This is a genomic window from Mycoplana azooxidifex (genome assembly GCF_014196765.1).
In the GTDB taxonomy this organism is placed as follows: Bacteria; Pseudomonadota; Alphaproteobacteria; order Rhizobiales; family Rhizobiaceae; genus Mycoplana; species Mycoplana azooxidifex.
In genome coordinates this window covers 150,290-174,009 of the sequence record NZ_JACIEE010000008.1, presented here as the reverse complement: position 1 = coordinate 174,009, position 23,720 = coordinate 150,290, and the positions used below count along the sequence as shown (strand labels likewise).

The following is a 23,720-nucleotide window of genomic DNA, read 5'->3' as shown; positions in this document are numbered from 1 at the left end:
CGGCCCACTCGGGCCGGTTCGACCAAGAGCTTGTCCAGAGCCGGGAACAGAGAATGGCAGAAAGCATAATGACACCGAGCCGAAAGACGTCGCCCGCTTCCGCGCCCCGCTATTCGGGATGGATCGGGCGCCTTGCCGGCAACCCGATCTATGCGGGAACGATCGGCCGCATCGCCAACAGCCGGGCCGTGCGCCTGACCATCCTGCTCGGCGTGCCGCTCGTCTGGATCGCAGCCCTGCATATCGGCCCGATCTACCAGATGCTCCGCATCAGCCTGCTGGAAAACTACCCGGCCGCGGCGGACGGGCAGAACGCCTACACGCTCTCGAACTACCGGCTGTTCTTCGAAGAGCCGCTCTATTTCATCCCCTTCATCCGCACCCTCATCTTCGCCGCCGTCGTGACGCTCTGTACGCTCCTGATCGTCTATCCGGTCGCCTATTATGTCGCCAAGGTGGTCAAGCCGAAGAACCGGGTGCGGGCGCTGCTGCTCCTGCTCATTCCGTTCTGGGCAGGCGAGCTCATCCGCACCTTCTCGGTGATCATGCTGCTCGCCAACCGCGGCGCGGTGAACGTGCTCCTGCGCGAGATCGGCCTGATCGACCGTCCGATCCCGATGCTCTACACCTATTTCTCGCTGAGCTTCGGCGTCGTCTACCTGATCGCGCTGTACATGCTGCTGCCGCTCTACTCGGCGATCGAGAAGATCCCGCCGCAGTTGATCCATGCCGCCGACGACCTCGGTGCCGGGCCCTGGCAGCGTTTCCGCCGGGTGATCCTGCCGCTCTCCAGGGACGGGATCGTGTCGGGCTGCAGCCTGGTCTATCTCACCACGGTCGGCGTGTTCGCAGCACCCTTGCTGCTCGGCGGCCCGGAGACCGTGATCTTCCCGGAAGTGATCGCAACGCTCTTCCACGGTTCCAACGACAAGTGGCCGGAAGGGGCTGCGTTCTCGATCATTATGCTCGTGGTCTCGCTTTCGACCGTCGGGCTGTTCATGAAGATCGTCGGCGGTCGCTCCGTCCGGCTGATGTGAGGGCAGCATCCATGCGCCACTATTTCAACGACCTCCCCAAGACTGCGCTGACGGCCGGCTACTGGCTGTTCGTCGCCTACCTGCTGCTGCCGCTGACGCTGATGATGTCGATGAGCTTCAAGGACGCGAACTTCATCGCCTTCCCGATCCAGGACTGGACGCTTCGGTGGTATGGAGTTGTGCTGCAGGACCGGCAGTTCCTCGACGCCGTCGCCTATTCCGCCTTCATCGCCTTCGCCACCACCATCTGCGCCACCGTGATCGGCGTCTGGATTGCGCTGGTGGTCGCCAACGAAGGTATCTGGGGGCGGGCGGCGATCTTCGCGCTCGCCTGCCTGCCGGCGGTCGTGCCGGGCCTGATCAACGCGATCTCGATGCGCATCTTCATCCGCGTGATCGACCTGCCGACCGGCACGGCGGCGATCATCCTCGCCCACACCGTGCATGCCGTGCCGTTCGTGGTGATCATGGCGCTGACCCGGCTGCGCTCGATGCCGAGGAACCTGACGGATGCTGCCCGCGACCTCGGCGCCGATCCCTTCATCGCCTTCGTCCGGGTGACCATCCCCTACCTGATGCCGGCGCTGCTCGGCGGCATGATCTTCTGCGTGCTGACCAGCATCGACGACTTCGTGCGCACCTTCTTCCTCGGCGGCTACAAGCCGACGCTGCCGATGCTGATCTTCGCCAAGGTGCAGGGGGGCATGTCGCCCCAGATCAACGCCATGGCGACGATCGTCCTCATCGCCACCGCCCTCATCGGCCTCTATGCCGAATATCTTACCCGCCGCGCAAGGAAATGACGATGCAGCCAGTCGTGCACTTCAAGAACGTCAACAAGTACTACGGCTCAGCGCTGGCCGTCGAAAACCTCGACCTGTCGGTGGAGCCCGGCCAGTTCGTCACCCTGCTCGGCCCGTCGGGTTGCGGCAAGTCGACGACGCTCAGGATGCTCGGCGGTTTCGAGGACCCCTCCTCCGGCGAGATCTTCCTCGACGGCAAGCCGATCACGAGGCTTCCGCCGAACAAGCGCAACGTCAACATCGTGTTCCAGGACTACGCGCTGTTCCCGCACCTGACGGTCAGCCGCAACATCGCCTTCGGGCTGGAACTGAAGGGGCTGGCGTCAGATGCGATCCACAAGCGCACCAGCGAACTGCTGTCGCTCGTCAAGCTGCAGGATTTCGCCGACCGCATGCCCGACCAGCTTTCCGGCGGCCAGCGCCAGCGCGTGGCGCTGATGCGGGCGCTCGCCCCCAATCCGCACGTGCTGCTGCTCGACGAGCCGCTCTCGGCGCTCGACGCCAAGCTGCGCCAGCAGATGCAGATCGAGCTCAAGTCGATCCAGCAGACGACCGGCAAGACCTTCATCTTCGTCACCCACGACCAGGAAGAAGCCCTGACCATGTCGGACGTGGTCGTCGTCATGAACAAGGGCCGCATCGAGCAGATGGGCGCGCCCGACACGCTCTATTCGCGCCCGCAGAGCCGTTTCGTCGCCAACTTCATCGGCGAGAGCAATTTCCTCGAAGCGAACGTCACCGCCGTGCACGGCACTGTCGCCACGCTCGACTGGGACGGGCATGTCATCCATGCCGACGTGAACGGCAACCGGGTCGTCGCGGGCGACCGGACGACCGTCGCGCTGCGGCCGGAATCGCTCTACTGCCTCCCTGAAAAGCCCAAGGACAGGCTGGCGCTCGAAGGCCACATCGAACGCCGCGTCTTCAAGGGCGCCCACAGCTCGCTCACCGTGCGGCTCACGAACGGCAAGGAACTCGTCGTGCAACTCGACCCGGTGGCGCTGTCGCAGCTTCATTCGGACGACGTCTGGATCGGCTGGCGCGAACAGGACGCCGTGCTTCTGCGCGACTGAGGGCCGACACGCAGGCAGACACGACCGCACCGGCCGCCCGCGGACGGCCGGACCGACCCGCATTGGACAAGGACAGGACAGACGATGACAAGCGCACAGGACCCGAGGCTCGCCGAGCTCAATGCGAGGGTGAAGCAGGATCTCGAATACCTGAACTTCCCGCCGGCCAACTGGAGCAAGCCTGTCGGCACGGAGGTCGGCCAGGACGTCAGCGACGCCGTCATCATCGGCGGCGGCATGTGCGGGCTGGTCGCCTGGCTCGCGCTGACGCGCGCCGGCATCCGCAACCTGCGCATCGTCGATCGCGCGCCGAAGGGCGCGGAGGGTCCCTGGGTGACCTATGCCCGCATGGAGACGCTGCGTTCGCCGAAGAACCTGCTCGGCCCGGCGCTCGGCATGGCCTCGCTCACCTTCCGCGCCTGGTACACGGCGCTCTTCGGGGTCGCCGCCTGGGAGGAGCTCTACCGCATCCCGCGCCCGATGTGGATGGACTATCTCAACTGGTACCGCGACGTCCTGTCGGTTCCGGTCGAAAACGGCATCGACGTCACGCGCGTCATCCCCCGCGACGACGGCCTGCTGGAGCTAGAGATCGCCGGTGGCGAGCGCCCCTCGATCGTCACCCGCAAACTCGTCATGGCGACCGGCCGCGACGGGCTCGGCGAGCCGGCCATTCCGGATTTCGTCGCTCCCCTCACCCGGCTGAAGACCTGGGGCCATTCCGCCGACATGATCGATTTCGCCGCTCTGAGGGGCAAGCGGGTGGTGGTGATCGGCGTCGGCGCCTCGGCGGTCGACAATGCGGCCGAAGCGCTGGAAGCGGGCGTCGGCGAAGTTCGCCTGCTGGCACGGCGCAAGTCGATGCCGACCATCAACAAGCTGATGGGCATCGGCTCCTACGGCGTCACGGCGGGGTTCCCGAAGATCGAGCCGGCATGGCGCTGGCGGCTGATGGACTACGCCACCAAGCAGCAGACGCCGGCGCCGCACAATTCGACGCTGCGCGTCAGCCGCCATCCGAACGCCTATTTCCATTTCGACTGCGGCATCAGGTCGATGCGCGAGGAGGACGGCGAGGTCGTCATCACTACCAACAAGGGCCGGATCTTCCGCACCGACTTCGTCATCCTCGGCACCGGCTTCAACGTCGATCCGCTGGCGCGCGCCGAACTCGCGCCGTTCCAGGACCGGATCGCCTGCTGGGAAGACCGCTACACCCCGCCCGAAGGCGAGGAGAACGCCCCGCTCGGCCGCTTCCCCTGGCTGGAGGAGGACTTCTCATTCACAGAGAAGGAGCCGGGTACCGCACCCTGGCTGAAGGACATCCATTGCTTCAACTACGGCTCCTCGATGAGCCTCGGCAAGGTCAGCGGCGACATTCCGGCGATCAGCGAGGGCGCGCTGTGGCTCGCCCGCGGCGTGTCCGCCTCGCTGTTCATCCGCGACATCGACCACCACTGGCAGGAACTGCTCGCCTACGAGAAGCCGGAACTGGACGGCTCGGAGTGGACGGATGCCGATGCCGTTCGGGAACAGAAGACAGCCTGAGGCGAGCACATGAAAAAGACCGTCACCTACTATCACGCGCTCAGTTCGCCCTGGGCCTATCTCGGCTGGCCGCAATTCAAGGCGCTGATCGAGAAGCACGATCTCGAGGTCGTGGTCCGGCCGACGCGGATCGTGCCGGACAATGGCGGGGTGCCGCTGCGCTCGCGGCCGCAGCCGCGGCAGGACTACCATGCCGTCGAGCTCGACCGCTGGCGCAAGCGGCTGGACATGCCGCTGGTGCTGAAGCCGAAGCACTACCCCACCAACAACGAATTCTCCGCCCGCATGGTGATCGCCGCCGACCGGTTGGGACTGCCGGCGCTGGAACTGAGCCACGCGCTGCTGCGGGCGCTGTGGAGTGAGGAGCAGGACGTGACCGCGCCCGAGGTGCGGATCGCGGTTGCCGACCGGCTCGGCCTCGACGGCCGCAGGCTCCAGGCGATGGAGGAGGATCCCGAGATCGTCCAGGCCTGGCACGACAGCCACGAAGAGGCAAAGCGGCGCGGCGTGTTCGGCACGCCCACATGGATCTACAAGGACGTGCTCTACTGGGGACAAGACCGGCTGAGCTTCCTCGACGAAGCGCTTTCGGAAGGATGAGGCAATGAGCGAGCAAACCACCTTCGACGTCATCGACAGCGTTCTCGGGCTTGGCGCGGGCTCCGAACTCAAGGCGCTGCGCGAGAAGCGCGATAAACTCAAGGCGCTGACCCAGTCGAGCTATCTCGCGGCCCTGCGCCCGAAGGAGCCGCGCAACTTTCCCTACGCCCTTCGCGCCGCGATCGCCGCCCGCATGTGCGGCCTCTGGAAGGTCGACGAACTCGCCGCGCACTACCGCGGGCTGCTCGAACAGGAAGGCGCGACGCCCGAACTCGGAAACGTGGCCGACGCCGGCTGGACGCCCGGCGACGCGCCATCGCGCCTCACCGCCATCCTGCGCCATGTCGATCTCGTCACGCTGAAACCGAAGGCTGCGACGCGCGCCAACATCGAGGCGCTCTATGCCGCCGGCCTGGACGATCGCGACATCGTCACGCTCGCCGGGCTGATCGCCTTCGTCAACTACCAGATCCTCGTGGTCGCCGGGCTCAAGATGCTGAGGGACAACTGACATGACCGTCGTACACGATTTCACCCTCGAGCCGCTCGACTGGCACCCCTACGTCAAGACGGTGGAGCTCTCGCAGGCGACGCCCGAGCAGCTCGACGCGCTGAAGGTCACGCCGTCCAACACCAAGGTCTCGGCCTATGTGCTGGTGCTCGCGCAGGAAGCCGAGACGCTCGCCGAGCGCACGCCGCTGTTCAACGACATCATGTACAGCGAGGGCGGGCTGTCGCGCGGCGGACGGGAACTTGGGGCGCTTGCCGCCTCCTTCGTCAACCACTGCGTCTACTGCGCGGCCGTGCATGCAAACCGCTACATCCAGTTGGAGAAGCGGCCGGAGGTGGTGGACGAGATCTACCGGAGCGGGCTCGATGCCGACCTGCCGGAATATGACCAGGCGCTGTTCAACTTCGGCGTGGACCTGACCGCCCATCCCGACAATGTCGGCGTCTACCAGTTCTACCACCTGCGCGAGATGGGTCTCGACGATCTCGAGATCCTCGACCTGATCCACTCCGTCGCCATCTTCGGCTGGGCCAACCGGCTGATGCACACGCTCGGCGAACCGCATCGGAAAGACTGAGTGACCGCTTCCTCCCAAAGCCCGATCGGCACGGCCAGGCCCTTCACGATCTCGCATGGCGACGTGCTGCGCATCGCCATTCCGATGATGATCGCCTATCTGTCGACGCCGCTGGTGAGCCTCGTCGCCACCGGCGTGATCGGCCAGTTGCGCGACGAGGCCCTCGTCGGCGGCGTGGCGCTGGCGGCGGTGATCTTCGACGTGATCTTCGTCTCCTTCAACTTCCTGAGGGGCGCCACGACCGGCTTTACCGCCCAGGCGATCGGCGCGGGCGACCGCCTCTTCGAACAGCGCATGCTGCTCGGCGGACTCGTCGTGGCACTCGTCTCGGGGCTCGCGATCCTCGTCCTGCAGGGCCCGATCGGCACGCTCGGCCTTGCCCTGCTCGGCGCCGACGGCGCGGTCGCCGAGGCAGCGCAGGTCTACTTCTCCTGGCGTGTCTGGTCGGCCCCGTTCGTGCTCGTCAACTTCGTCATCTTCGGCTGGATCATCGGCCGCGGCGAGGCGCTGACGGCGATGCTGCTGCAGACGCTGCTGAACGGCGTCAACATCGTCCTCAGCCTCTATTGGGTGCTGGACCTCGGCTGGGGGCTTGCGGGCGTCGCCGCCGCCTCGCTCGTCGCCGAAGCGGTGACCGCGGTTGCGGGCATCGCCCTCGTCGTCGCCCGGACCGACCGCCACGCCTGGAGCCGCCCGGATCTTGCCGCGCTGAAGCGGATGTTCTCCGTCAACGGCGACATGATGATCCGCTCGCTGTCGCTCCTGATCGGGCTGTCCTTCTTCACCCGGCAAAGCGGCGTCCTCGGCATCGACATCCTGGCCGCCAACACCATCCTGCTGCGGTTCTATTTCTTCGGCGTCGCCTTCCTCGACGGCATCGCCACCGCCGCCGAACAGATGGCGGGACGGGCAATCGGCGCACGCTACCGCCCGGCCTTCGACCGGATGCTGTCGCTGACGACGCTGTGGGGGTTCGTCTTCGCCGGCCTCGTCGCGCTCGCCTTCCTGCTCTCGGGTGGCTGGGTGATCGACATGATCGCGCCGTCCGCCGAGATCGTGGCGCTTGCGCACGACTACCTGCCCTATGTCGTGGTGCTGCCGATCGTCGGCCTCGTCGCCTTCCAGATGGACGGCATCTATATCGGCGCCACCTGGTCGCGGCAGATGCGCAATCTGATGCTCGCCTCGCTCGCCGTCTATTTCGCGACCTGGGCGGTGCTGCAGCCGCTGTTCGGCAATACCGGACTGTGGCTGGCACTGCTGACGTTCCAGGGTGCCCGCAGCGTCGCCTTCAGGTGGATGCTGCCGCGACTGGCGGCGCGCTCGTTCGCCGACAGAGCGCCAAGGTAGACAGCCAGCAGTGCGGGACCCGGCCGCCGGATGTCACTCGCCTGCGGCCGGCTGGCGCACGACGACGCCCAGTTCGTCGGCGGCGCGGACCTGCTGCAGGTGTTCCTCGGCCTCGGTGGCCTCGCGCTGGCGGTTCCACATGGAGGCGTAGAGACCGCCCTGCCGCAGCAGGCCGGCATGGGTGCCCCGCTCGGCGATCAGCCCGTCCTTCAAGACGATGATCTCGTCGGCGTCCACCACCGTCGAAAGCCGGTGGGCGATCACCAGCGTCGTGCGGTTCTTCGACACGAGGTCGAGGGCGGCCTGGATCTCCTGCTCGGTACGGGTATCCAGCGCCGAGGTCGCCTCGTCGAGGATCAGGATCGGCGGGCTCTTCAGGATCGTGCGCGCGATCGCCACGCGCTGCTTCTCGCCTCCCGAGAGCTTCAGCCCGCGCTCGCCGACCGTCGCCCTGAAGCCGCCCGGAAGGTGCTCGATGAAGCCCGAGATCTGGGCGATGTCGGCGGCGGCCTTCACCTCCTCGTCGGTGGCGGAAGGCCGGCCGTAGCGGATGTTGTAGGCGATCGTGTCGTTGAAGAGCACGGTGTCCTGCGGCACCATGCCGATGGCCGAACGCAGCGACTTCTGCGTGACGGCGCGCACGTCCTGGCCATCAATGGTGATCGAGCCCTGCTGGATGTCGTAGAAGCGGTAGAGCAGGCGCGACAGCGTCGACTTTCCTGCCCCCGACGGACCGACGACCGCGACCGTCTTTCCCGCCGGGACCTCGAAGGAGACGCCCTTGAGGATCGGGCGCGCCGGATCATAGGCGAAGTGGACGTCGCGGAACGCGATCGCCCCGCTGCCGATCGCAAGCGGCCTGGCGTCCGGCCCGTCCTCGACCTCGGCCTCCACCTCCAGCAGCTCGAACATCTGCTCGACGTCGGTCAGGCCCTGGCGGATCTCGCGGTAGACGAAGCCGATGAAATTCAACGGGATGGACAGCTGGATCAGCATGGCGTTGACGAAGACGAAGTCGCCGATCGTCTGCTCGCCGCGCTGGACGGCCATGGCTGACATGACCATCATGATCGCGGTGCCGACGCCGAAGATCAGCGCCTGGCCGAAGTTCAGCCAGCCGAGCGAGGTCCAGACCTGCGTCGCCGCGCGCTCGTAGCGCTCCATCGACTGGTCGAAGCGCTTCGCCTCCATCTCCTCGTTGCCGAAGTATTTCACCGTCTCGAAGTTCAGGAGCGAGTCGATCGCCTTGGTGTTGGCTTCCGTGTCGCTGTCGTTCATCGAGCGGCGGATGGCGATGCGCCAGTCGCTGGCCCGCACGGTGAACCAGATGTAGAGCGCGACGGTGACGGCGGTCACGGCGAGGTAGCTGAAGCCGTAGCCCGCCCAGAAGACGATCGCCGTCAGCAGGAATTCGATGATGGTCGGGACCGAGTTGAGGATGGTGAAGCGGACGATCGTCTCGATGCCCTTGGTGCCGCGCTCGATGACGCGCGACAGGCCGCCGGTGCGCCGCTCCAGGTGAAAGCGCAGCGACAGCCGGTGCAGGTGGACGAAGGTCCTGAAGGCGAGCTGGCGCACCGCATACTGGCCGACGCTGGCAAAGAGCGCATCGCGCAACTGGTTCAACCCGGCCTGGAAGATGCGGGCGAGATTGTAGGCGATGACCAGCATGACGGCGCCGAGCAGGAACGACGGCAGCAGATCGACCGCGTCCATCCTGCCGTTCAGCGCGTCGGTCGCCCACTTGAAGAAATAGGGAACGAGCAGCAGCACGATCTTGGAGGCGAGCAGGAACAGCGTCGCCCAGACCACCCGCATCTTCAGGTCCGGCCGGTCGGTCGGCCACATGTAGGGCCAGAGGTTGACGATGGTTCCGAAAGGGTTGCTGTTGTCGGCAGAAACCGTCTTCTTCGTTGTGGCCGCCACGCGTGCCTCCGGATGCCGACCGGCGCCGGCTCATGCATTCAAGAAAAAATGCGGCGCCCCGAGGACGCCGCATGATGAGAGATAGGACCGATCGCCGCCCGAAACAACGGGCCGGCGCGGGAAAAGCCTTTGCCGCCTCAATCGCCCTTGACGTGCTTGCGGTGGATCTGCTCGGCCTCGGCCTCCGGCATGGCCTCGTCCGGAACGCCGAAGACCTGGCCGGGCAGGATCCGGTCCGGATTGTTGATCTGGCCCTCGTTTGCGAGGTAGATCGTGGTGTAGCGCACGCCCTGGCCGTAGACGCGCCGGGCGATCTGCCACAGCGTGTCGCCGCGGCGAATGATCACGGAGTTCTTGCTCTGCTGCAGCGGCTCCTGCTCGACGGTCTGCGGCTGGCTGGCCGCTGCCTGCGTCTCACTGCCGGCCGGCTGGGCATCGCTCGCAACCGGTGCGCCGCCGCCCGAGGAGGTGCCGGAGGCCGGTGCCGGATCGCTGCCGGCCGCGGCGACCTGCGCCTGCGACAGCAGCGCTTCCGGCGCCGCCTTCAGCGCGGCCACCACGTCCGCATAGCTTTCCTTCGCCGCATCCGCGGGCACGCCCGAGAGTGCCGCGGCAGCCGTCCGCGCCCAGAGCTTCAGCCGGTCGACCAGCGCCAGGCGGTCCGCGTCGGTGCCGGTCGGCGCGGCATAGGCTGCGATTTCGTCGAGCGACTGCTGCAGGCTTCCGCGAGCCGTCGCGATCTCTGCCGGCGCGGCGTTGCGATCGTCGGCGAACAGTCCGGTAAACTGCCGGCCGAGTTCCAGCGCGCGGGCTTCGAGGGCTGTGATGTCGACGACAGGGACGACCACCTTTGCCGGGGCATCGCCGTTGGTCGCCGGCGTCAGGGCATCCTTCACGGCGGCTGAGATCTCGCCGACGGCCTGGCCGACGCTTGCGGCATCCTTCGGCAGCGCCTTCAGCTTGGCGAGCGCGTCAGCAGCCACGGCCGCGGTCTTCGCCGCGATCGGCTCGCCGGCGCCGCCCGGTGGCGCCTTGTACTCGGCCAGCGACTGCAGGGCGATTTCGGTCGCCGAGCGCGCCGCGGCCAGTTCTTCCGCGGTCGGCTGGCGACCCTCGCCGTAGAGGCCGCCGAGCAGGCCGACGGCCTTGTTGGCCTCGGCGCGCAGCTTGTCGAAGCTGCCGTTGTCGATCAGGCCGAGCGTCGGGGCATCGCTGGGAGCGGCGGGCTCCTGGGCGACGACCGCCACCTGCTCGCCCTCGGGCCGGTCGAAGGGGACGGAGGCGCGGAGCTCGACGGTGGCCGCATCGGCGCTCATGACGTCGGCGCGGATCGTGTGGCGGCCGACGGCCAGCGGCATCACGCCGTCGATCACGTAGCGGCCGTCCGGATCTGCCTTCATCTCGCCGAGCAGCTTGTCGTTGGCATAGATGCGGACCAGCGCGCCCGGATTGGTGCTGCCGGCGACGAACATGTGGTCGCCCTCCAACTCGACGGCCGAAATGCGCACGTTGGGCGCGGTCCCGGCTGCAGCCGGCGCCTGGGCCTCTGCGGGGGTAGTCTCGCCCGCCGACGCCTGGGCATCGGCTTGCGGCACGACGGCTGCGGTCTCGGCGCCCGCGGTCGACGGCTGCCCAGCGGAGGGAGCGGCGCCCTCCCCGGTCGCCGAACCCGCCTGGGCAGCAGCCTGGGAACCGGGCTCGGGCACGGTGATCAACCGGCTCGCGACGCCGGGCTTGGAGACCATGGCCAGCAATTCCCCGCCCTTGTCCTTCGGGATCGAGACGGTGGCGACCTCCTCGGAGGTCTTGGCGGAACCGCCCTCGCCGAGGACGCGCAGGGTAAGTTCGTGATCGCCGACGGCGAGCGGCTGGTCGAATACCGCGGCGAACTCGCCGGACGGGTTGACGTCGGTCGTCGCGACCACGGTCTCGCCGTTGAGGATCTGCACGGTCTTGTTGGGCTCGGCCCTGCCGGCGACGACGGTGGAACCGTCGGGCTCGACGCGCAGGACGTCGAAGGATGGGGGCTGCCACGCGGTAGCGTCACCTGCAGGCGCAGTTTGTGTCGCCGCTCCGGCGCCCGCTGCGGCCGCACCTTCGGCTGCCGGGGTTTCCGTACGGGCGGTCTTGGCGCCGGCCGAACCTGCCTCGGGCGTGGTTGCTGCGGGCGCATTAGCTGCGGCCGGCGCCTCCTGCTGCGCCGATTGCTGCGTGCCCTCGACGGCCTTGTCCTCGTCGATGTTCGGAAGGACGAAGAACACCATCAGCGCCGTTGCCGCTGCCAGCACGCCCAATGCGATCAGGCCGGTCTTGTATTTCATGTCCCGAGTTCTCCCAGCAGCACCCGCCGTTATCCTTGAATTGCTAGCGATTTCCAAGGGTTTCCACAAGCTTGCGCAACCCTTGCTCAAGGTTTGGCCCGGCCTTTTTCGTCATTTTTCTTGACCAAGGGCCGCATCGGATGGCTCAATCGCCTCATGAACGAAGAATCCATGCCCATTCGGTCCATCTGCGTCTATTGCGGTTCCCAGCCGGGCCGCGATTCCTCGTATATCAATGCCGGCCGCACGCTCGGCCGATCGATCGCAACGAATCACCTGCGGCTGGTCTACGGCGGCGGCACGAAAGGCATCATGGGTGCCGTCGCGAGCGGGGTTCTGACCGCCGGCGGCCGCGTTACCGGCATTATACCGCAATTCCTGATGGACATGGAGGCCACGCGCCATTCGCTCGGCCAGCTCTCCGAGCTGATCGTCACGGTCGACATGCACGAGCGCAAGCACAAGATGTTCGAGCGCGCCGACGCCTTCGTGGCGCTGCCGGGCGGCATCGGCACGCTGGAGGAGATCGTCGAGGTCATGACATGGGCGCAGCTCGGCCGGCATCGCAAGCCGATCGTCTTCGCCAATATCGGCGGCTTCTGGGACCCGATGCTGAAGCTGATCCGTCACATGGCCGATGCCGGCTTCGTGCATGCCGCCCATCTGGTGCAGCCGCTCGTGATCGACGAGGCCGAGCAGATCGTCCCCGCGCTGATCGAACACTGGGCCGGTACCATCGACCGCGAGGGCGAGGCCGGCATCATCGCCCGGCTCTGAGACCTGCCTGCCCGGTTGCGGTCTGCCCTATTCCGCCGGCTTGAGGCTCGCGGCACGCTGCGCGCGGGCCGATGTCAGCATCGATCCCGAATAGATGAACAGCGCCAGCCAGATCAGCCCGAAGGCCAGCATCTGCGCGTGGCCGAAGGGCTCGTGGAAGAAGAAGACGGCGATGACGAAGATCATCGTCGGCGCGATATACTGCATGATGCCGATGGTCGAGAGCTTCAGCAGTTTCGCGCCGTTGGCATAGATCATCAGCGGCACCGCGGTGACCAGGCCGCAGGCGAGCAGCCACAGCACGTCCGCCGTGCCGGTATCGCCGAAATGGCCGCGGCCGGTCGTCTCCAGGTAGATGATGTAGCCGATCGCCGGAACGCTGAGCAGCAGCACCTCGAGGAAGAAGCCCTGGTTCGGCCCGACCGGCAGCGTCTTGCGGAAGAAGGCGTAGAAGCCCCAGGAGATGCAGAGCGCCAACGACACCCAGGGCAGCCCGCCCGCCTCGAGCGCCAACACCACGACGGCGGCTGCGGCAAGCACGATCGCGACGATCTGCGCCCGCGTCAGCTTCTCCTTCAGGAGGACTGCACCGAGGAAGATCGAAAAGAGCGGGTTGATATAGTAGCCGAGCGCAGTCTCGATCGCCCTGCCCGCGCCGATCGCCCAGACATAGATGCCCCAGTTGATGGTGATCAGCACCGCCGTCAGCGTCGCCATGGCGAGCATGCGCGGCGAACGGAGCGCCGCGCGGATATCGGCGGTGCGGCCGAGCACGACGAGGACGAGGCCGGCCAGCGGCACCGACCATACGATCCGGTGCGCCACCACCTCGGAAGCCGGGATATGCGCGACCGCCTTCATGAAGAAGGGCAGGAAGCCCCAGAGCAGATAGGCTGTCAGCGCGAAAAGAAAGCCCGGCAGGGAATCGCCGTTCGTCGCTGCGGGAGCGTTCTTGACTTCGGCCATGGCGCTGGTTCCTGTTGCTGACCGGTGAACTGGCGGGGCCAACCCCTCGCCGCACCTCTGGCGGCGTTCCTACTGCAATGGCCGCGAATGTACCAATTCATTTCGGTGAAGGGAGGATCAGCCGCGCTAACAATGGTCGCCCGCATCGAGGCGTGCCGCGATCGACCACTGGAGCAGGCCGCAGAGCCCGCCGGCGACGGCACCGATCGCGGCATAGGCCGGCTCCAGTCCGGGTGCGGTGAAGTAGTCGTCGAGCGTGGCGAACAGGCCGAACATCAAGCCGGTAACGAGGCCGTTGCAGGCGAGCACCAGGGCGGCCCGGGCGACACGGCCGGCCCTTCGGGCAGCGACGAGCTCGGCGAGCCACGCCGTCAGCGCCCCCGGCGCCAGGATGATCGCCAGCATCAAAAGCGCCAGCCCGTCGTCGGGATCGAGGCGCAGCGGCTTGCCATAGAGAATATCCTCGACCGGGGCCGAGAGCCTGGCGGCGGCCACGAACAGCAGGGCCGCGAGCCCGACTGTGGCCAGCACCAGCAGGAGTTTCGTCACGATGCGCATGGGTGTCGCCCCTCGTCCTTGCCTGTTGCCGCCCGTCACTCCGCCGCCACCCGGCCGGCTTCGCCGCGGTTCTTCAGGAGCTTGTAGACGATGCTGTCCATCAGCGCCTGGAAGGAGGCGTCGATGATGTTGTCCGACACTCCGACCGTCCACCAGCGCGCGCCCGTCGCGTCGGTCGATTCGATCAGCACGCGGGTGATGGCTTCGGTGCCGCCGTTGAGGATACGCACCTTGTAGTCCGCAAGTTCGAGATCGGCGATCTCGGCCTGGTACTTGCCGAGGTCCTTGCGCAGCGCCAGGTCGAGCGCATTGACGGGACCGTGACCCTCGGCGACCGACATCATCGTCTCGCCGTCGACCACCACCTTCACCACCGCCTCGGAGACCGTCTTGAGGTTGCCGTTGGCATCGTAGCGGCGCTCAATCATGACGCGGAAGCTGTCGACATGGAAGAAGCTCGGGATCGAACCCAGCGTGCGATAGGCCAAAAGAGCGAAGCTCGCATCCGCTCCCTCGTAGGCATAGCCAGTCGCCTCGCGTTCCTTGACGATCTCGATCAGCCGGTCGAGCTTGGGATCGTCCTTCGACACGACGATGCCGCGCAGTTTTAGCGCATTGATGAAATTGGCCTTGCCGCCCTGGTCGGAGACCATGACCTTGCGCAGGTTGCCGACGCTTTCGGGCGGCACGTGCTCGTAGGTGCGCGGATCCTTCAGCAGCGCGGAGGCATGGATGCCGGCCTTGGTGGCGAACGCCGAGGCGCCGACATAGGGCATCTGATGGTCGGGCGAGCGGTTCAGAAGCTCGTCGAAGCGGTGCGACAGCTGCGTCAGCCCCTGCAGGGCCTCGCGATCGATCGAAACCTCGAAGCGGGTGTTGTAGGCCTCCTTCAGCACCAGCGTCGGGATGATCGCGACGAGATTGGCATTGCCGCAGCGCTCGCCGATGCCGTTCAGCGTGCCCTGGATCTGGCGCACGCCCGCCTCGACGGCGGCCAGCGAATTGGCGACCGCCTGGCCGGTATCGTTGTGGGCGTGGATGCCGAGGTTCGCGCCGGGGATGCCGGCTGCGATCACGGCTGCGACGATGTCGCGGATCTCCGGCGGCTGCGTGCCGCCGTTGGTGTCGCAGAGCACCACCCAGCGCGCGCCGGCGTCATAGGCGGTCCTGGCGCAGGCGAGCGCGTATTCGGGATTGGCCTTGTAGCCATCGAAGAAGTGCTCGCAATCGACCATCGCCTCCTTGCCGGCGGCGACCACGGCCTTCACCGAGGCCGAAATCGATTCCAGGTTCTCCGCGTTGGTGCAGCCGAGCGCGACGCGGACGTGATAATCCCAGCTCTTGGCGACGAGACAGACCGCATCGCCCGACGCTTCGATCAGCGCGGCAAGGCCGGGATCGTTGGAGGCTGAGACGCCGGCGCGCTTGGTCATGCCGAAGGCGACGAAGCGGGCGCTCGTCGTGCGCCTGCTTTCGAAGAACGCCGTGTCGGTCGGGTTGGCGCCCGGATAGCCGCCCTCGACATAGTCGATGCCGAAATCGTCCAGCATCGCGGCGATCGCGATCTTGTCCTCGACCGAAAAATCCACGCCCGGCGTCTGCTGGCCGTCGCGCAGCGTCGTGTCGAAGAGATAGATGCGTTCCTTGGTCATTGCGTGTTCCCTCCCTGGGAACGATGTCTTCCGTCTTGCGCCCCTCATCCGGCCTGCCGGCCACCTTCTCCCCGCAAACGGGGAGAAGGGCATGTGCCGTGCCGCTTGTGTCCCGTCTCCCCGCCTGCGGGGAGAGGGTCAGGGTGAGGGGCAAGCCTGAAAAGGCCGCCGTGTGGAGCTCAGATCTTCAGCCCGTGCGCCGGCCAGTTGTCAGTCTCGTGGTCGGGGTGCTGGAAGGAGATGATCGTCTCCTGGCGCGAATAATAGTCCGGGTCGTCCAGCGCCGGCTGGTCGAAGATGGTCTCGACCCAGGGCAGGCGCGCGGTGTGGTTGACCTGGATCTGCGGCGCCAGGTCGGTGCGGTCGTCGAAGGTGCCGATGGCGATCTCCAGGCCGCCCGGATGGCGATAGGTCATCGGCGTGCCGCAGTTGCTGCAGAAGCCGCGCTCGATGTTGACCGAGGACTGGAAGTAGCTCGGCGCGTCGCGCGTCCACTCGACGCCATCCTTCGGCGCGGTGACGAGGGCGGAGAAGAAGCCGCCGAACTGCTTCTGGCACATGCGGCAATGGCAGATCGACGGGCGGCCGAGCGCGCCATGGATGCGGAAGCGGACGGCGCCGCACTGGCAGCCTCCGGTGCGGGGGGTGTCTGTCATGTCAATCCTCCGGTGGCCAGTGATCCGTATCGTAGTCCGGATGCTGGCGGTTCGATTCCAGGATGGCGAGGTGGTGTTCGCGGCCGGCCTGCCCTGCCACGTCCGTTTCCTTCTCCGGCAGGCGGGCGATCTGGGCAAACCAGAACATGCGCGATTCGACGCCCGACTGCGCATGCGGGCGCACGTCCTCCGGATCGTCGAGCGAGCCGAGCACGATGTTGATGAAGCGTTCCCCGGGCATGTCGTAGAAGAGCGGCGTGCCGCAATCGCGGCAGAAGCCGCGGCGAACGTGCTCGGACGAGCGGAACCAGCCCGGCTCGCCGCGCGTCACGCTGAAACTGTCGCGCGCAGCATTGGCGAGCGGCAGGAAATAGTTGCCGGCCGCCTTCTGGCACATGCGGCAATGGCACAGGTGCGGATCTTCCAGCACGCCCTCGGCGCGGTAGCGCACGGCGCCGCACTGGCATCCGCCGGTATAGATCCGCGCGATGCTCATCGGCGGCCCTCCGGCGAGGGGACATTCGCTTGTCCTGCCGCGGCAGCGTCGCTTCCGCCATCCTCCGGCGGCCACGCCGCGGTGTCGTGGTCGGGATGCTGAAAGGAGACGATCTCGAGGACGAACGGCGCTTCTTCCGCATCTTCCTCGGTCGTATGGCCGGGCAAGGCGTGCAGGGCGTCGACGAAGCCGATCTTCGCCTCCGTGCCGAACTGCACCACCGGCGGCAGCGCCGAGGGATCATCGAAGGCACCGGCTGCGAGTGCTACCCCGTCGGGCGCCTCGTAGGTCAGCGGCGTGCCGCATTCGGCGCAGAAGCCGCGGGAGGCGAAATTCGAGGAGCGGAACCGCTTCGGCTCGCCACGCGTCCAGACGAGTTCGGCGCCGCGGGTGGAGACCAGCGGCGCATAGTAGGCGCCGAAAGCCTTCTGGCACATGCGGCAATGGCAGATCGAGCTGTCCTTCAGGCTGCCGCGGACACGGAACCGGACCGCGCCGCACTGGCAGCCGCCGGTGTAGAGGGTGTCGGTCATGGGCTGGGCTCCTGCCAATTTTCGACCTTGAGGCCCCTGACACGACCGAATTCCCGCACATTGTCCGTCACCAGCGTCAAGCCGAGTGCAAGCGCATGTGCCGCGATGAACAGGTCCGTATAGCCGATCGGCTGGCCGATTTTCTCAAGCTCGAATCTCGCCTCCGCATACTTCCAGGAGACGTCCTCGTCGTATGGAACGACGGCGATCCGCTCCAGGGCATTCTCAACGAGACTGGAAAGGCGGCTCGATCCCTTCTTCCTGAGGCCGTACCGTAACTCCGAGGCCACGATCGCGCTCGTGCATAGGCTGTCGGTTCCCACCTCGAAAACACGCTGTGCTACCGCACCGTCGGGGTTGCGCACCATCTGCGAAATGACATTGGTGTCAAGCATGTAGCGGAACTCCGTCACAGATCGACATCCTCCGGAGGCGGCTGCTTCTCGTCCAGATCCGGGAAATCCTCATCCCAAGGCTCCAGCGTCGCGAGCCACTCGAGAAGATCGCTCTTCTTCTTTTTCGGCTCGATGATCAGTCGGTCGCCTTCCTTGCGCATCACCGCCTCGTCGCCCGGCAGCTCGAATTCCACGGGAATGCGCACAGCCTGGTTCCGGCCGTTGCGGAACAGCTTGACAACCCTTTCGCCGACCTCCTTGCCGGTATCCTTCTCAACGCGGACGACATTCATAGCAGCCTCCATCCGAAGTGGCATATGCCCAAGCATATGCCAATCACCATGCGGTGGCAAACCTCACCGCTTGACCTCCCAGGTCGTGACGCGCTCGCCGGTGGCCGGGTCCTTGCCGTCCTTGAGCCGGATGCCCTTGGAGAGAAGATCGTCGCGGATCCTGTCGGCCTCGGTGAAGTTCTTCGCCTTCAGCATTTCGAGACGCAGTTGAATGATCGATTCAACGCCTGCCTCCAAGGCCTCTGAAATCTCGGCCTTTTTCGGCTTCACGCCGAGCAGAGCCGCGCTGGCCTGAAAGGAGGCGGCCGCAGCCGGGTCGGTCGCGGCCTTGTGGGCCAGCGCATGCAGCGCCTGCACCGCGGCGACCGTATTCAAGTCATCGGCCAATGCTGCGAGAACGGCCGGGTCGACGCTCCCCTCTCCCGCCTCGCCCGCCGGCCACTTGGCAAGCAAGCGCTCGGCCTCCTCCAGCCGCTTGACCGAAAAGTCGATCGGCTCGCGGTAGTGCGTCATCAGCATGGCAAGGCGCAGCACCTCGCCCGGCCATTTGCGACCGCCGAAGATCTCGGTCTCGAGCAGGTCGTGGATGGTGACGAAGTTGCCTTCCGACTTCGACATCTTGCGGCCCTCGACCTGGACGAAGCCGTTGTGCATCCAGACGTTGGCCATCACCTTGGTGCCGTGGGCGCAGCGCGACTGGGCGATCTCGTTTTCGTGGTGGGGGAAGATCAGGTCCAGCCCGCCGCCGTGGATGTCGAAGGTCTCGCCGAGATAGGCGGCGGACATGGCCGAGCACTCGATGTGCCAGCCCGGACGCCCCCGACCCCAGGGGCTGTCCCAGCCGGGCTCCTCGGGCGAGGACAGCTTCCACAGCACGAAATCGCCGGGGTTCTTCTTGTGGCCGTCGACGGCTATGCGGGCGCCGGCTTGCTGCTCGTCGAGATTGCGCTTGGACAGTTCGCCATAGTCCGCCCAGGAGGTGTCGAACAGCACCTCCCCGCCCGCCTGGTAGGCATGGCCGCGATCGATCAGCCGCTCGATCAGCGTGATCATGTCGGCGCGGCCGTCCTGCCGCTTCTGCACGAACTCGGTGGCGCGCGGCTCGTGCGTCGGCCGCAGCGTGCCCAGCGCTGCGACGTCGGCGTGGAACTGATCGGCGGTCTTCTCCGTGACGCGGCGGATCGCCTCGTTGAGGCTGACGGTGCCGGCCTCGATGTCCCGGCCGAAATCGCGCAGCGCACGGGCGTTGATCTTGTCGTCGACGTCGGTGATGTTGCGGACATAGGTCACGTGCGCTTCGCCATGGACATGGCGTAGCAGCCGGAAGAGCACGTCGAAGACGATCACCGGCCGGGCGTTGCCGATATGGGCGAAGTCGTAGACCGTTGGGCCGCAGACGTAGAGGCGCACATTCGCCGGATCGATCGGCGAAAACGGCGCCTTCGACCGCGTCAGCGTGTTGTAGAGGGTCAGGACCGGCTTATCGGCCATCGAAATTCTCCCAAGGGCAAGCGTCCGGCCGGCCCGGTCCGTTTGTCATCTGGGGATTTCAGGAGACGAAAACGGCCAAGCCAGCGGTAAGGCTAGCGAATAATGCTCCGGCAAATAATGCAGAGTTCCGTTTTCATGGCTCGCTTTATCGCGCCGGAATCCGCGGCGGTCAAGGGCGCCACGGGCACGCGGTCGACAAAATCATCGCCCCCTTTACGCCCGGCCTGAGACGCCTGCCGCGCGCCCTGCTGCCACAGCCGCAAGGAAAGGCATCCGCCCTGTTCCTTCGGAAACACCGCGGGCGGGCCGGTGCTGGCAAAAAGGCGGCACAACACACCCACCAGACTGACGGAGGACAACGAAGATGAGCTCGAAGATTGCCGCCAGACTGACGCCCGGAAACGGCGGGACCAAGCGGGGCCGCCCGGCAGGGCTGCGGGCGATCATCGCCGCCGCACTTCAGTTGAACGCGCGGCGGCAGGAGAAGTCGGTGCCAAACGCCTGATCGGCGTAGCCGGGATGCGACGGTCGGCCCGCGCATTGCCACGATCTATATCGTGCGCATGTTAATAATTGTTAACAAACGCTACGCCGAACAGGTCTAACATAATTCGACTTTTCGGCAGAATTTCAACAAAATCGGCCTCTATATTCCGAATGCGCACCGGGTAGTACATAAACGTATCTTGGTGTTCCGGAATTATTAATGGGAGTAAATAATGTTTACTGAAGGTGCGAAACATTCAACTTCGCCACGAACGCGAAAGTCGGAAAATCTCGAGGAACAATACAAACCGCTGAGGCTGAAGGCGGTGCTGGCAGCGGCCAGCCAGCGCAAGCCGAAAGGCGACAAGCCGGCCAAGGGGGATCTGCCGGCCTGCCTGAAGGACGCGGCAGAAGCCTGACCGGCGTCGATCACGGGCGAGCACGGCGTTTGCGCGCATCACGGGCGTTGAAGCCTTCAGAGCAGCGACAACTGGCCGCCATCGTCCGGTCCGCCTTCATCGTTATCGGGGCCGGGCTTCCGACGCCCCCCGTCCCGCACCCTGTCCGTTGGTGACGGGGCTGCGGCCCCGGCGAGCGCCGGGGAAACCGGCTCCTGTATCTCCGCGCCGACATTGGCGACCTTGTTGACCTTGTCGGAGACGGGAATCGCCTCGAAGAAGGCATCGTCTATCGGCCGCAACAGGTCTTCTATCTCGCGCGGTTCCTGCGTCTTGCAATCCAGCCAGCGGGCGAAGTCCTGCGGCTCGATCACGACCGGCATCCGGTCATGGATGCGGCCGATCGCCTTATTGGCGGCGGTCGTCAGGATCGCCCCGGTGTCCACCTCCGAACCGTCGGCGGATGACCAGGTTTCCATCAGGCCAGCAAAGGCGACGATCCCGCCGTTCCTCGGCCGGACCCAATAGGCCTGGGACTTCTCCTTTGACCCTTTGGGCGCGCCCTTGGATGGACGGTGCCACTCGTAGAAGCCGCTCGCCGGAACGAGGATGCGCCGATGGCGCATGGCGGCGCGGAAGGAGGCCTTGCCGATCGCCGTCTCCGCCCTGGCGTTGATGAGAAGGGGAAATTCGCGCGGATCCTTCACCCAGGAGGGCGTGAACCCCCAGCGCACCAGCAGCGCCTTGCGGTCGGGAAGGTTGCTTCCTTGCTCCTGCCGGTCGCCGGAGATCACCACCAGGATCGGCTGGGTCGGCGCGATATTGTAGCGCGCGGGAAATTCCTCCACGTCCACGACATCGAGAAATTCCTTCAGCCTGGCCGTCGGTTCCGTCAACGCAAATCGTCCGCACATGATGGCCGCCTGTTCCCGTATCCACCTTCGAGATAGACGGCGCGCGGGCCGATTTCAACGCTGCAAGGGCATTCGGGTCAGCAGGCGCAGCACATCTGGATCAATCCGGCCGCCGCCACTATAAGGAGGAGATGAAGAGTCGGAACCGCCGATGACCGCAAAACCAGCCTCCTCTGCCATTCTCGAGCGCGACGGGCGTTATCTGCTCGTGCTGCGACGCAATCCTCCGGCAGCGGCCATGTATGCCTTTCCCGGCGGGCGCGCGGAATCGGGGGAAACCCCGGCCGAGACGGCGCTGCGCGAATTCCGGGAGGAGACCGGCATTGCCGCCCGCGATCCCCGGCTTTATGCGACCTACGACCTGAAGAGCCGGTCGACCGCCAGCCACTTCTTCCTGTCGGTGTTTCGCGTCGAGGCCGATGCGGACGCGGTCGCCGTTGCCGCGGACGATGCGGCCGATCTCGGCTGGTTCACCGCCGAGCAGATATCGTCCCTGCCGGCACCGGAAAGCGTGCGCGACTGCATCCGGCGGCTGGAGGCCGACCGCGGCCGGGCCGACGCCAATCCGCCGCATGTCGGCGGCCTCTGGTGAACCGGATGAAGAACCGTCCCCTTCCCGCCCTTTTTTCCCCCGCCCTTTTTTCCCCCGCCCTCGCAGCGGCGCTGGTCCTTATTCTGTCCGTGGCCCCGCTTGCTGCCGCAGCGCAGGAGGCAGCCCCTCCTGCCGCGCCCGGACAGCCGGCTCCGGCCGCCACCGCACCGGCAACCGAGAACAAGCCGGCGCCCTATGACGGGCGGCTGGAACGGCTTTCGGAGATCCTGGGCGCCGTCCACTACCTGCGCAGTCTCTGCCTGAAGGAGAAGGAAGACACCTGGCGCACGGCGATGGAAGAGCTGATTTCGATGGAGGCCGGCAACGAACAGGGGCGCAAGGAGCGCCTTACCGCGGCATTCAACCGGGGATACCGCTCGTTCGCCTCCGTCTATGCCTCTTGCACGGAACAGGCCGTTGTCGCAGAACAGCGCTACCGTAACGAAGGTGCAACACTTGCCACCGAAATTACCGCCCGGTTTGGAAATTAGCGGATAATTAACCTCTTTTTCGCCGCACCCGTGTCGTTTTGATAAAAGGCTGCTAAGCTCATTAACAGTCTGGTAAAGAAGTAGATGCCTCGCATGGATCACATGATGGAACCAAGCCTGAACGATATCGACGAGATGATCGTACACGAGAAGATGCAGGCCGCACTGGAACACCAGAACGAGGCCTGGGCGGACGGGATGGCCGACGGCATCGAGCCGGAAATCATCGCCGATGCCGCGATCGCGCTTGCCATGCGCGAGACGATCCGCCTGCTCGGTGAAGATGGCGCCGAGGCAATGTTGACTTCCCTGCGCGAGCGCATGCTCGCTGGCGAGTTCTCTCCGGAACGCACGCTTCAATAGGGCGAAAAGGCCAGAAGGATGCTGAGCTTGTACGACCGCATCAGGCTGCTTCGCGGCAGCGTGTTCGCCGTCTCGTTCGTGCTGGCGATCACGGCAACCCTCGGCACCGGCTCCCCCGCATTCGCACTGAGCGAACTGAAACAGATTCCCGGACAGGTTCAGGAACAGCCGGAGCGCGACAGCGCACCGACGGCACAGACGCCTCCGCCCGAAGAGGCAGAGCCCGGCGAAGGCGAACAACTACAACTGCCCCTGCCCGACCCGCTGATTCGCAGGGACGCCGGCGAAGAGGCGGTGACGGAGCCTGCAGAAGACAAGGCGGTCACCGAGCCCGAGCCGCCGGTCGAGGTTCTCTACGACATCACCAAGGCGCCAGAGCCGGTCCAGCGCATGCGCGAACTGATCGTCGAGGCGGCAGCGTCCGGCGACATCGAGCGGCTGCGCTCGCTGCTCGGCAAGGGGCCGACGCAGACCCAGGTCTCCATCGTCGAAGGCACCGACGATCCGGTCACGACGCTGAAGGGCCTGTCGGGCGATCCGGACGGCATCGAGATCCTGGCGATCCTGCTCGACGTGCTGGCGACCGGCTTCGTCAAGGTCGATGCGGGCACGCCGAACGAGACCTATGTCTGGCCCTATTTCGCCGAAAAGTCGCTCGATACGCTGTCGCCACCGGAAAAGGTGGAGCTCCTGCGGATCGTCACTGCCGGCGACTTCGCCGACATGCAGGAATTCGGCGGTTACAACTTCTATCGCGTCGGCATCTCCCCGGACGGCCAGTGGAAATTCTTCGTCGCGGGCGACTGAGGCAGCAGCCCCTTTGCCCGACGCTGCGGGACTTGCGCTGGCCCGGCCGGCATTCTACCTCTGGTCCAGATACCGATTTCGGCGCGCCGGCCGCAGCGCTCGCCCA

At 66.0% G+C, this 23,720-nt stretch carries 27 protein-coding genes; 15 read left to right on the top strand and 12 right to left on the bottom strand.

Going from position 1 to position 23,720, the window contains the following annotated elements:
- The first annotated feature begins 53 nt into the window (after positions 1-53).
- The 8 genes from GGQ64_RS19600 to GGQ64_RS19565 all read left to right on the top strand — a co-directional run bounded on the left by GGQ64_RS19600 (position 54) and on the right by GGQ64_RS19565 (position 7,499).
- A complete protein-coding gene (locus tag GGQ64_RS19600) occupies positions 54-1,037 on the top strand; it encodes an ABC transporter permease (RefSeq protein ID WP_183807010.1) in 984 nt (327 codons plus the stop codon).
- Positions 1,038-1,048: 11 nt separating this feature from the next.
- A complete protein-coding gene (locus GGQ64_RS19595; RefSeq protein ID WP_183807009.1) occupies positions 1,049-1,840 on the top strand; it encodes an ABC transporter permease in 792 nt (263 codons plus the stop codon).
- 2 nt (positions 1,841-1,842) lie between these two features.
- On the top strand, positions 1,843-2,913 hold the full coding sequence (locus GGQ64_RS19590) for an ABC transporter ATP-binding protein (protein WP_183807008.1): 1,071 nt from the start codon (positions 1,843-1,845) through the stop codon (positions 2,911-2,913).
- An 84-nt stretch (positions 2,914-2,997) separates the two neighbouring features.
- Complete coding sequence (locus GGQ64_RS19585) at positions 2,998-4,461, top strand: NAD(P)-binding domain-containing protein (RefSeq protein ID WP_183807007.1); 1,464 nt, start codon at positions 2,998-3,000, stop codon at positions 4,459-4,461.
- Between the two features lie 9 nt (positions 4,462-4,470).
- Entirely contained in the window at positions 4,471-5,061 is a 591-nt protein-coding gene (locus GGQ64_RS19580) for a 2-hydroxychromene-2-carboxylate isomerase (RefSeq protein WP_183807006.1), read from the top strand.
- Between the two features lie 4 nt (positions 5,062-5,065).
- Positions 5,066-5,572: a CMD domain protein gene (locus tag GGQ64_RS19575; protein WP_183807005.1), complete on the top strand. Its 507-nt coding sequence runs from the start codon at positions 5,066-5,068 to the stop codon at positions 5,570-5,572.
- A 1-nt stretch (position 5,573) separates the two neighbouring features.
- Positions 5,574-6,149, top strand: coding sequence for a peroxidase-related enzyme (locus GGQ64_RS19570; protein WP_183807004.1), 576 nt, complete (start codon positions 5,574-5,576; stop codon positions 6,147-6,149).
- Entirely contained in the window at positions 6,150-7,499 is a 1,350-nt protein-coding gene (locus tag GGQ64_RS19565; RefSeq protein ID WP_343059521.1) for an MATE family efflux transporter, read from the top strand. It begins immediately after the preceding gene.
- A 33-nt stretch (positions 7,500-7,532) separates the two neighbouring features.
- Here GGQ64_RS19565 and GGQ64_RS19560 read toward each other — a convergent pair whose 3' ends face one another.
- Both GGQ64_RS19560 and GGQ64_RS19555 read right to left on the bottom strand, forming a co-directional pair.
- The gene (locus tag GGQ64_RS19560; RefSeq protein WP_183807003.1) at positions 7,533-9,425 is read right to left on the bottom strand and encodes an ATP-binding cassette domain-containing protein; all 1,893 of its coding nucleotides are present in this window, start codon (positions 9,423-9,425) and stop codon (positions 7,533-7,535) included.
- Positions 9,426-9,562: 137 nt separating this feature from the next.
- Positions 9,563-11,746: a LysM peptidoglycan-binding domain-containing protein gene (locus GGQ64_RS19555; RefSeq protein WP_183807002.1), complete on the bottom strand. Its 2,184-nt coding sequence runs from the start codon at positions 11,744-11,746 to the stop codon at positions 9,563-9,565.
- Positions 11,747-11,902: 156 nt separating this feature from the next.
- On the opposite strand from GGQ64_RS19555, the gene GGQ64_RS19550 reads away from it, so the two are divergent.
- The gene (locus GGQ64_RS19550; protein ID WP_183807001.1) at positions 11,903-12,523 is read left to right on the top strand and encodes an LOG family protein; all 621 of its coding nucleotides are present in this window, start codon (positions 11,903-11,905) and stop codon (positions 12,521-12,523) included.
- A 27-nt stretch (positions 12,524-12,550) separates the two neighbouring features.
- On the opposite strand, the gene rarD is transcribed toward GGQ64_RS19550, so the two are convergent.
- The 9 genes from rarD to cysS form a co-directional block, all read right to left on the bottom strand.
- Positions 12,551-13,489, bottom strand: a complete 939-nt coding sequence (rarD, locus tag GGQ64_RS19545) for an EamA family transporter RarD (RefSeq protein ID WP_183807000.1) — start codon at positions 13,487-13,489, stop codon at positions 12,551-12,553.
- A 126-nt stretch (positions 13,490-13,615) separates the two neighbouring features.
- On the bottom strand, positions 13,616-14,047 hold the full coding sequence (locus GGQ64_RS19540; protein ID WP_183806999.1) for a hypothetical protein: 432 nt from the start codon (positions 14,045-14,047) through the stop codon (positions 13,616-13,618).
- A 35-nt stretch (positions 14,048-14,082) separates the two neighbouring features.
- Positions 14,083-15,699: a citramalate synthase gene (gene cimA / locus GGQ64_RS19535; protein WP_183806998.1), complete on the bottom strand. Its 1,617-nt coding sequence runs from the start codon at positions 15,697-15,699 to the stop codon at positions 14,083-14,085.
- Between the two features lie 179 nt (positions 15,700-15,878).
- Entirely contained in the window at positions 15,879-16,355 is a 477-nt protein-coding gene (locus GGQ64_RS19530; RefSeq protein WP_183806997.1) for a GFA family protein, read from the bottom strand.
- A gap of 1 nt (position 16,356) precedes the next feature.
- A complete protein-coding gene (locus tag GGQ64_RS19525; RefSeq protein ID WP_183806996.1) occupies positions 16,357-16,851 on the bottom strand; it encodes a GFA family protein in 495 nt (164 codons plus the stop codon).
- The gene (locus tag GGQ64_RS19520) at positions 16,848-17,384 is read right to left on the bottom strand and encodes a GFA family protein (RefSeq protein ID WP_183806995.1); all 537 of its coding nucleotides are present in this window, start codon (positions 17,382-17,384) and stop codon (positions 16,848-16,850) included. The genes GGQ64_RS19525 and GGQ64_RS19520 overlap by 4 nt, the downstream gene beginning before the upstream one ends.
- The gene (locus GGQ64_RS19515) at positions 17,381-17,779 is read right to left on the bottom strand and encodes a type II toxin-antitoxin system VapC family toxin (RefSeq protein ID WP_183806994.1); all 399 of its coding nucleotides are present in this window, start codon (positions 17,777-17,779) and stop codon (positions 17,381-17,383) included. The genes GGQ64_RS19520 and GGQ64_RS19515 overlap by 4 nt, the downstream gene beginning before the upstream one ends.
- A 14-nt stretch (positions 17,780-17,793) precedes the next feature.
- Entirely contained in the window at positions 17,794-18,072 is a 279-nt protein-coding gene (locus tag GGQ64_RS19510) for an antitoxin (RefSeq protein ID WP_246422790.1), read from the bottom strand.
- 63 nt (positions 18,073-18,135) lie between these two features.
- Complete coding sequence (gene cysS / locus GGQ64_RS19505) at positions 18,136-19,563, bottom strand: cysteine--tRNA ligase (protein ID WP_183806992.1); 1,428 nt, start codon at positions 19,561-19,563, stop codon at positions 18,136-18,138.
- 364 nt (positions 19,564-19,927) lie between these two features.
- Here cysS and GGQ64_RS19500 point away from each other — a divergent pair, with 364 nt between their 5' ends.
- Both GGQ64_RS19500 and GGQ64_RS19495 read left to right on the top strand, forming a co-directional pair.
- The gene (locus GGQ64_RS19500; protein ID WP_183806991.1) at positions 19,928-20,068 is read left to right on the top strand and encodes a hypothetical protein; all 141 of its coding nucleotides are present in this window, start codon (positions 19,928-19,930) and stop codon (positions 20,066-20,068) included.
- 214 nt (positions 20,069-20,282) lie between these two features.
- Positions 20,283-20,468: a hypothetical protein gene (locus tag GGQ64_RS19495; RefSeq protein WP_183806990.1), complete on the top strand. Its 186-nt coding sequence runs from the start codon at positions 20,283-20,285 to the stop codon at positions 20,466-20,468.
- 56 nt (positions 20,469-20,524) lie between these two features.
- On the opposite strand, the gene GGQ64_RS19490 is transcribed toward GGQ64_RS19495, so the two are convergent.
- Positions 20,525-21,361, bottom strand: coding sequence for an SOS response-associated peptidase (locus GGQ64_RS19490; RefSeq protein WP_183806989.1), 837 nt, complete (start codon positions 21,359-21,361; stop codon positions 20,525-20,527).
- A 151-nt stretch (positions 21,362-21,512) separates the two neighbouring features.
- On the opposite strand from GGQ64_RS19490, the gene GGQ64_RS19485 reads away from it, so the two are divergent.
- The 4 genes from GGQ64_RS19485 (at position 21,513) to GGQ64_RS19470 (ending at position 23,614) form a co-directional block, all read left to right on the top strand.
- Positions 21,513-21,953, top strand: a complete 441-nt coding sequence (locus GGQ64_RS19485) for an NUDIX domain-containing protein (protein WP_183806988.1) — start codon at positions 21,513-21,515, stop codon at positions 21,951-21,953.
- 5 nt (positions 21,954-21,958) lie between these two features.
- Positions 21,959-22,444, top strand: a complete 486-nt coding sequence (locus GGQ64_RS19480; RefSeq protein WP_183806987.1) for a TIGR02301 family protein — start codon at positions 21,959-21,961, stop codon at positions 22,442-22,444.
- A gap of 93 nt (positions 22,445-22,537) precedes the next feature.
- The gene (locus GGQ64_RS19475) at positions 22,538-22,807 is read left to right on the top strand and encodes a hypothetical protein (protein WP_183806986.1); all 270 of its coding nucleotides are present in this window, start codon (positions 22,538-22,540) and stop codon (positions 22,805-22,807) included.
- 18 nt (positions 22,808-22,825) lie between these two features.
- Complete coding sequence (locus GGQ64_RS19470) at positions 22,826-23,614, top strand: hypothetical protein (protein WP_425488526.1); 789 nt, start codon at positions 22,826-22,828, stop codon at positions 23,612-23,614.
- Positions 23,615-23,720 lie beyond the last annotated feature (106 nt).

What these genes read in the sequence shown, in the direction of transcription:
- GGQ64_RS19600 (WP_183807010.1), top strand. Translation starts at nt 54, where the DNA reads ATGGCAGAAAGCATAATGACACCGAGCCGAAAGACGTCGCCCGCTTCC.
- GGQ64_RS19595 (WP_183807009.1), top strand. Translation starts at nt 1,049, where the DNA reads ATGCGCCACTATTTCAACGACCTCCCCAAGACTGCGCTGACGGCCGGC.
- GGQ64_RS19590 (WP_183807008.1), top strand. Translation starts at nt 1,843, where the DNA reads ATGCAGCCAGTCGTGCACTTCAAGAACGTCAACAAGTACTACGGCTCA.
- GGQ64_RS19585 (WP_183807007.1), top strand. Translation starts at nt 2,998, where the DNA reads ATGACAAGCGCACAGGACCCGAGGCTCGCCGAGCTCAATGCGAGGGTG.
- GGQ64_RS19580 (WP_183807006.1), top strand. Translation starts at nt 4,471, where the DNA reads ATGAAAAAGACCGTCACCTACTATCACGCGCTCAGTTCGCCCTGGGCC.
- GGQ64_RS19575 (WP_183807005.1), top strand. Translation starts at nt 5,066, where the DNA reads ATGAGCGAGCAAACCACCTTCGACGTCATCGACAGCGTTCTCGGGCTT.
- GGQ64_RS19570 (WP_183807004.1), top strand. Translation starts at nt 5,574, where the DNA reads ATGACCGTCGTACACGATTTCACCCTCGAGCCGCTCGACTGGCACCCC.
- GGQ64_RS19555 (WP_183807002.1), bottom strand. Translation starts at nt 11,746, where the DNA reads ATGAAATACAAGACCGGCCTGATCGCATTGGGCGTGCTGGCAGCGGCA.
- GGQ64_RS19550 (WP_183807001.1), top strand. Translation starts at nt 11,903, where the DNA reads ATGAACGAAGAATCCATGCCCATTCGGTCCATCTGCGTCTATTGCGGT.
- rarD (WP_183807000.1), bottom strand. Translation starts at nt 13,489, where the DNA reads ATGGCCGAAGTCAAGAACGCTCCCGCAGCGACGAACGGCGATTCCCTG.
- GGQ64_RS19540 (WP_183806999.1), bottom strand. Translation starts at nt 14,047, where the DNA reads ATGCGCATCGTGACGAAACTCCTGCTGGTGCTGGCCACAGTCGGGCTC.
- cimA (WP_183806998.1), bottom strand. Translation starts at nt 15,699, where the DNA reads ATGACCAAGGAACGCATCTATCTCTTCGACACGACGCTGCGCGACGGC.
- GGQ64_RS19530 (WP_183806997.1), bottom strand. Translation starts at nt 16,355, where the DNA reads ATGACAGACACCCCCCGCACCGGAGGCTGCCAGTGCGGCGCCGTCCGC.
- GGQ64_RS19525 (WP_183806996.1), bottom strand. Translation starts at nt 16,851, where the DNA reads ATGAGCATCGCGCGGATCTATACCGGCGGATGCCAGTGCGGCGCCGTG.
- GGQ64_RS19520 (WP_183806995.1), bottom strand. Translation starts at nt 17,384, where the DNA reads ATGACCGACACCCTCTACACCGGCGGCTGCCAGTGCGGCGCGGTCCGG.
- GGQ64_RS19515 (WP_183806994.1), bottom strand. Translation starts at nt 17,779, where the DNA reads ATGCTTGACACCAATGTCATTTCGCAGATGGTGCGCAACCCCGACGGT.
- GGQ64_RS19510 (WP_246422790.1), bottom strand. Translation starts at nt 18,072, where the DNA reads ATGAATGTCGTCCGCGTTGAGAAGGATACCGGCAAGGAGGTCGGCGAA.
- cysS (WP_183806992.1), bottom strand. Translation starts at nt 19,563, where the DNA reads ATGGCCGATAAGCCGGTCCTGACCCTCTACAACACGCTGACGCGGTCG.
- GGQ64_RS19500 (WP_183806991.1), top strand. Translation starts at nt 19,928, where the DNA reads ATGAGCTCGAAGATTGCCGCCAGACTGACGCCCGGAAACGGCGGGACC.
- GGQ64_RS19495 (WP_183806990.1), top strand. Translation starts at nt 20,283, where the DNA reads ATGTTTACTGAAGGTGCGAAACATTCAACTTCGCCACGAACGCGAAAG.
- GGQ64_RS19490 (WP_183806989.1), bottom strand. Translation starts at nt 21,361, where the DNA reads ATGTGCGGACGATTTGCGTTGACGGAACCGACGGCCAGGCTGAAGGAA.
- GGQ64_RS19485 (WP_183806988.1), top strand. Translation starts at nt 21,513, where the DNA reads ATGACCGCAAAACCAGCCTCCTCTGCCATTCTCGAGCGCGACGGGCGT.
- GGQ64_RS19480 (WP_183806987.1), top strand. Translation starts at nt 21,959, where the DNA reads ATGAAGAACCGTCCCCTTCCCGCCCTTTTTTCCCCCGCCCTTTTTTCC.
- GGQ64_RS19475 (WP_183806986.1), top strand. Translation starts at nt 22,538, where the DNA reads ATGGATCACATGATGGAACCAAGCCTGAACGATATCGACGAGATGATC.
- GGQ64_RS19470 (WP_425488526.1), top strand. Translation starts at nt 22,826, where the DNA reads ATGCTGAGCTTGTACGACCGCATCAGGCTGCTTCGCGGCAGCGTGTTC.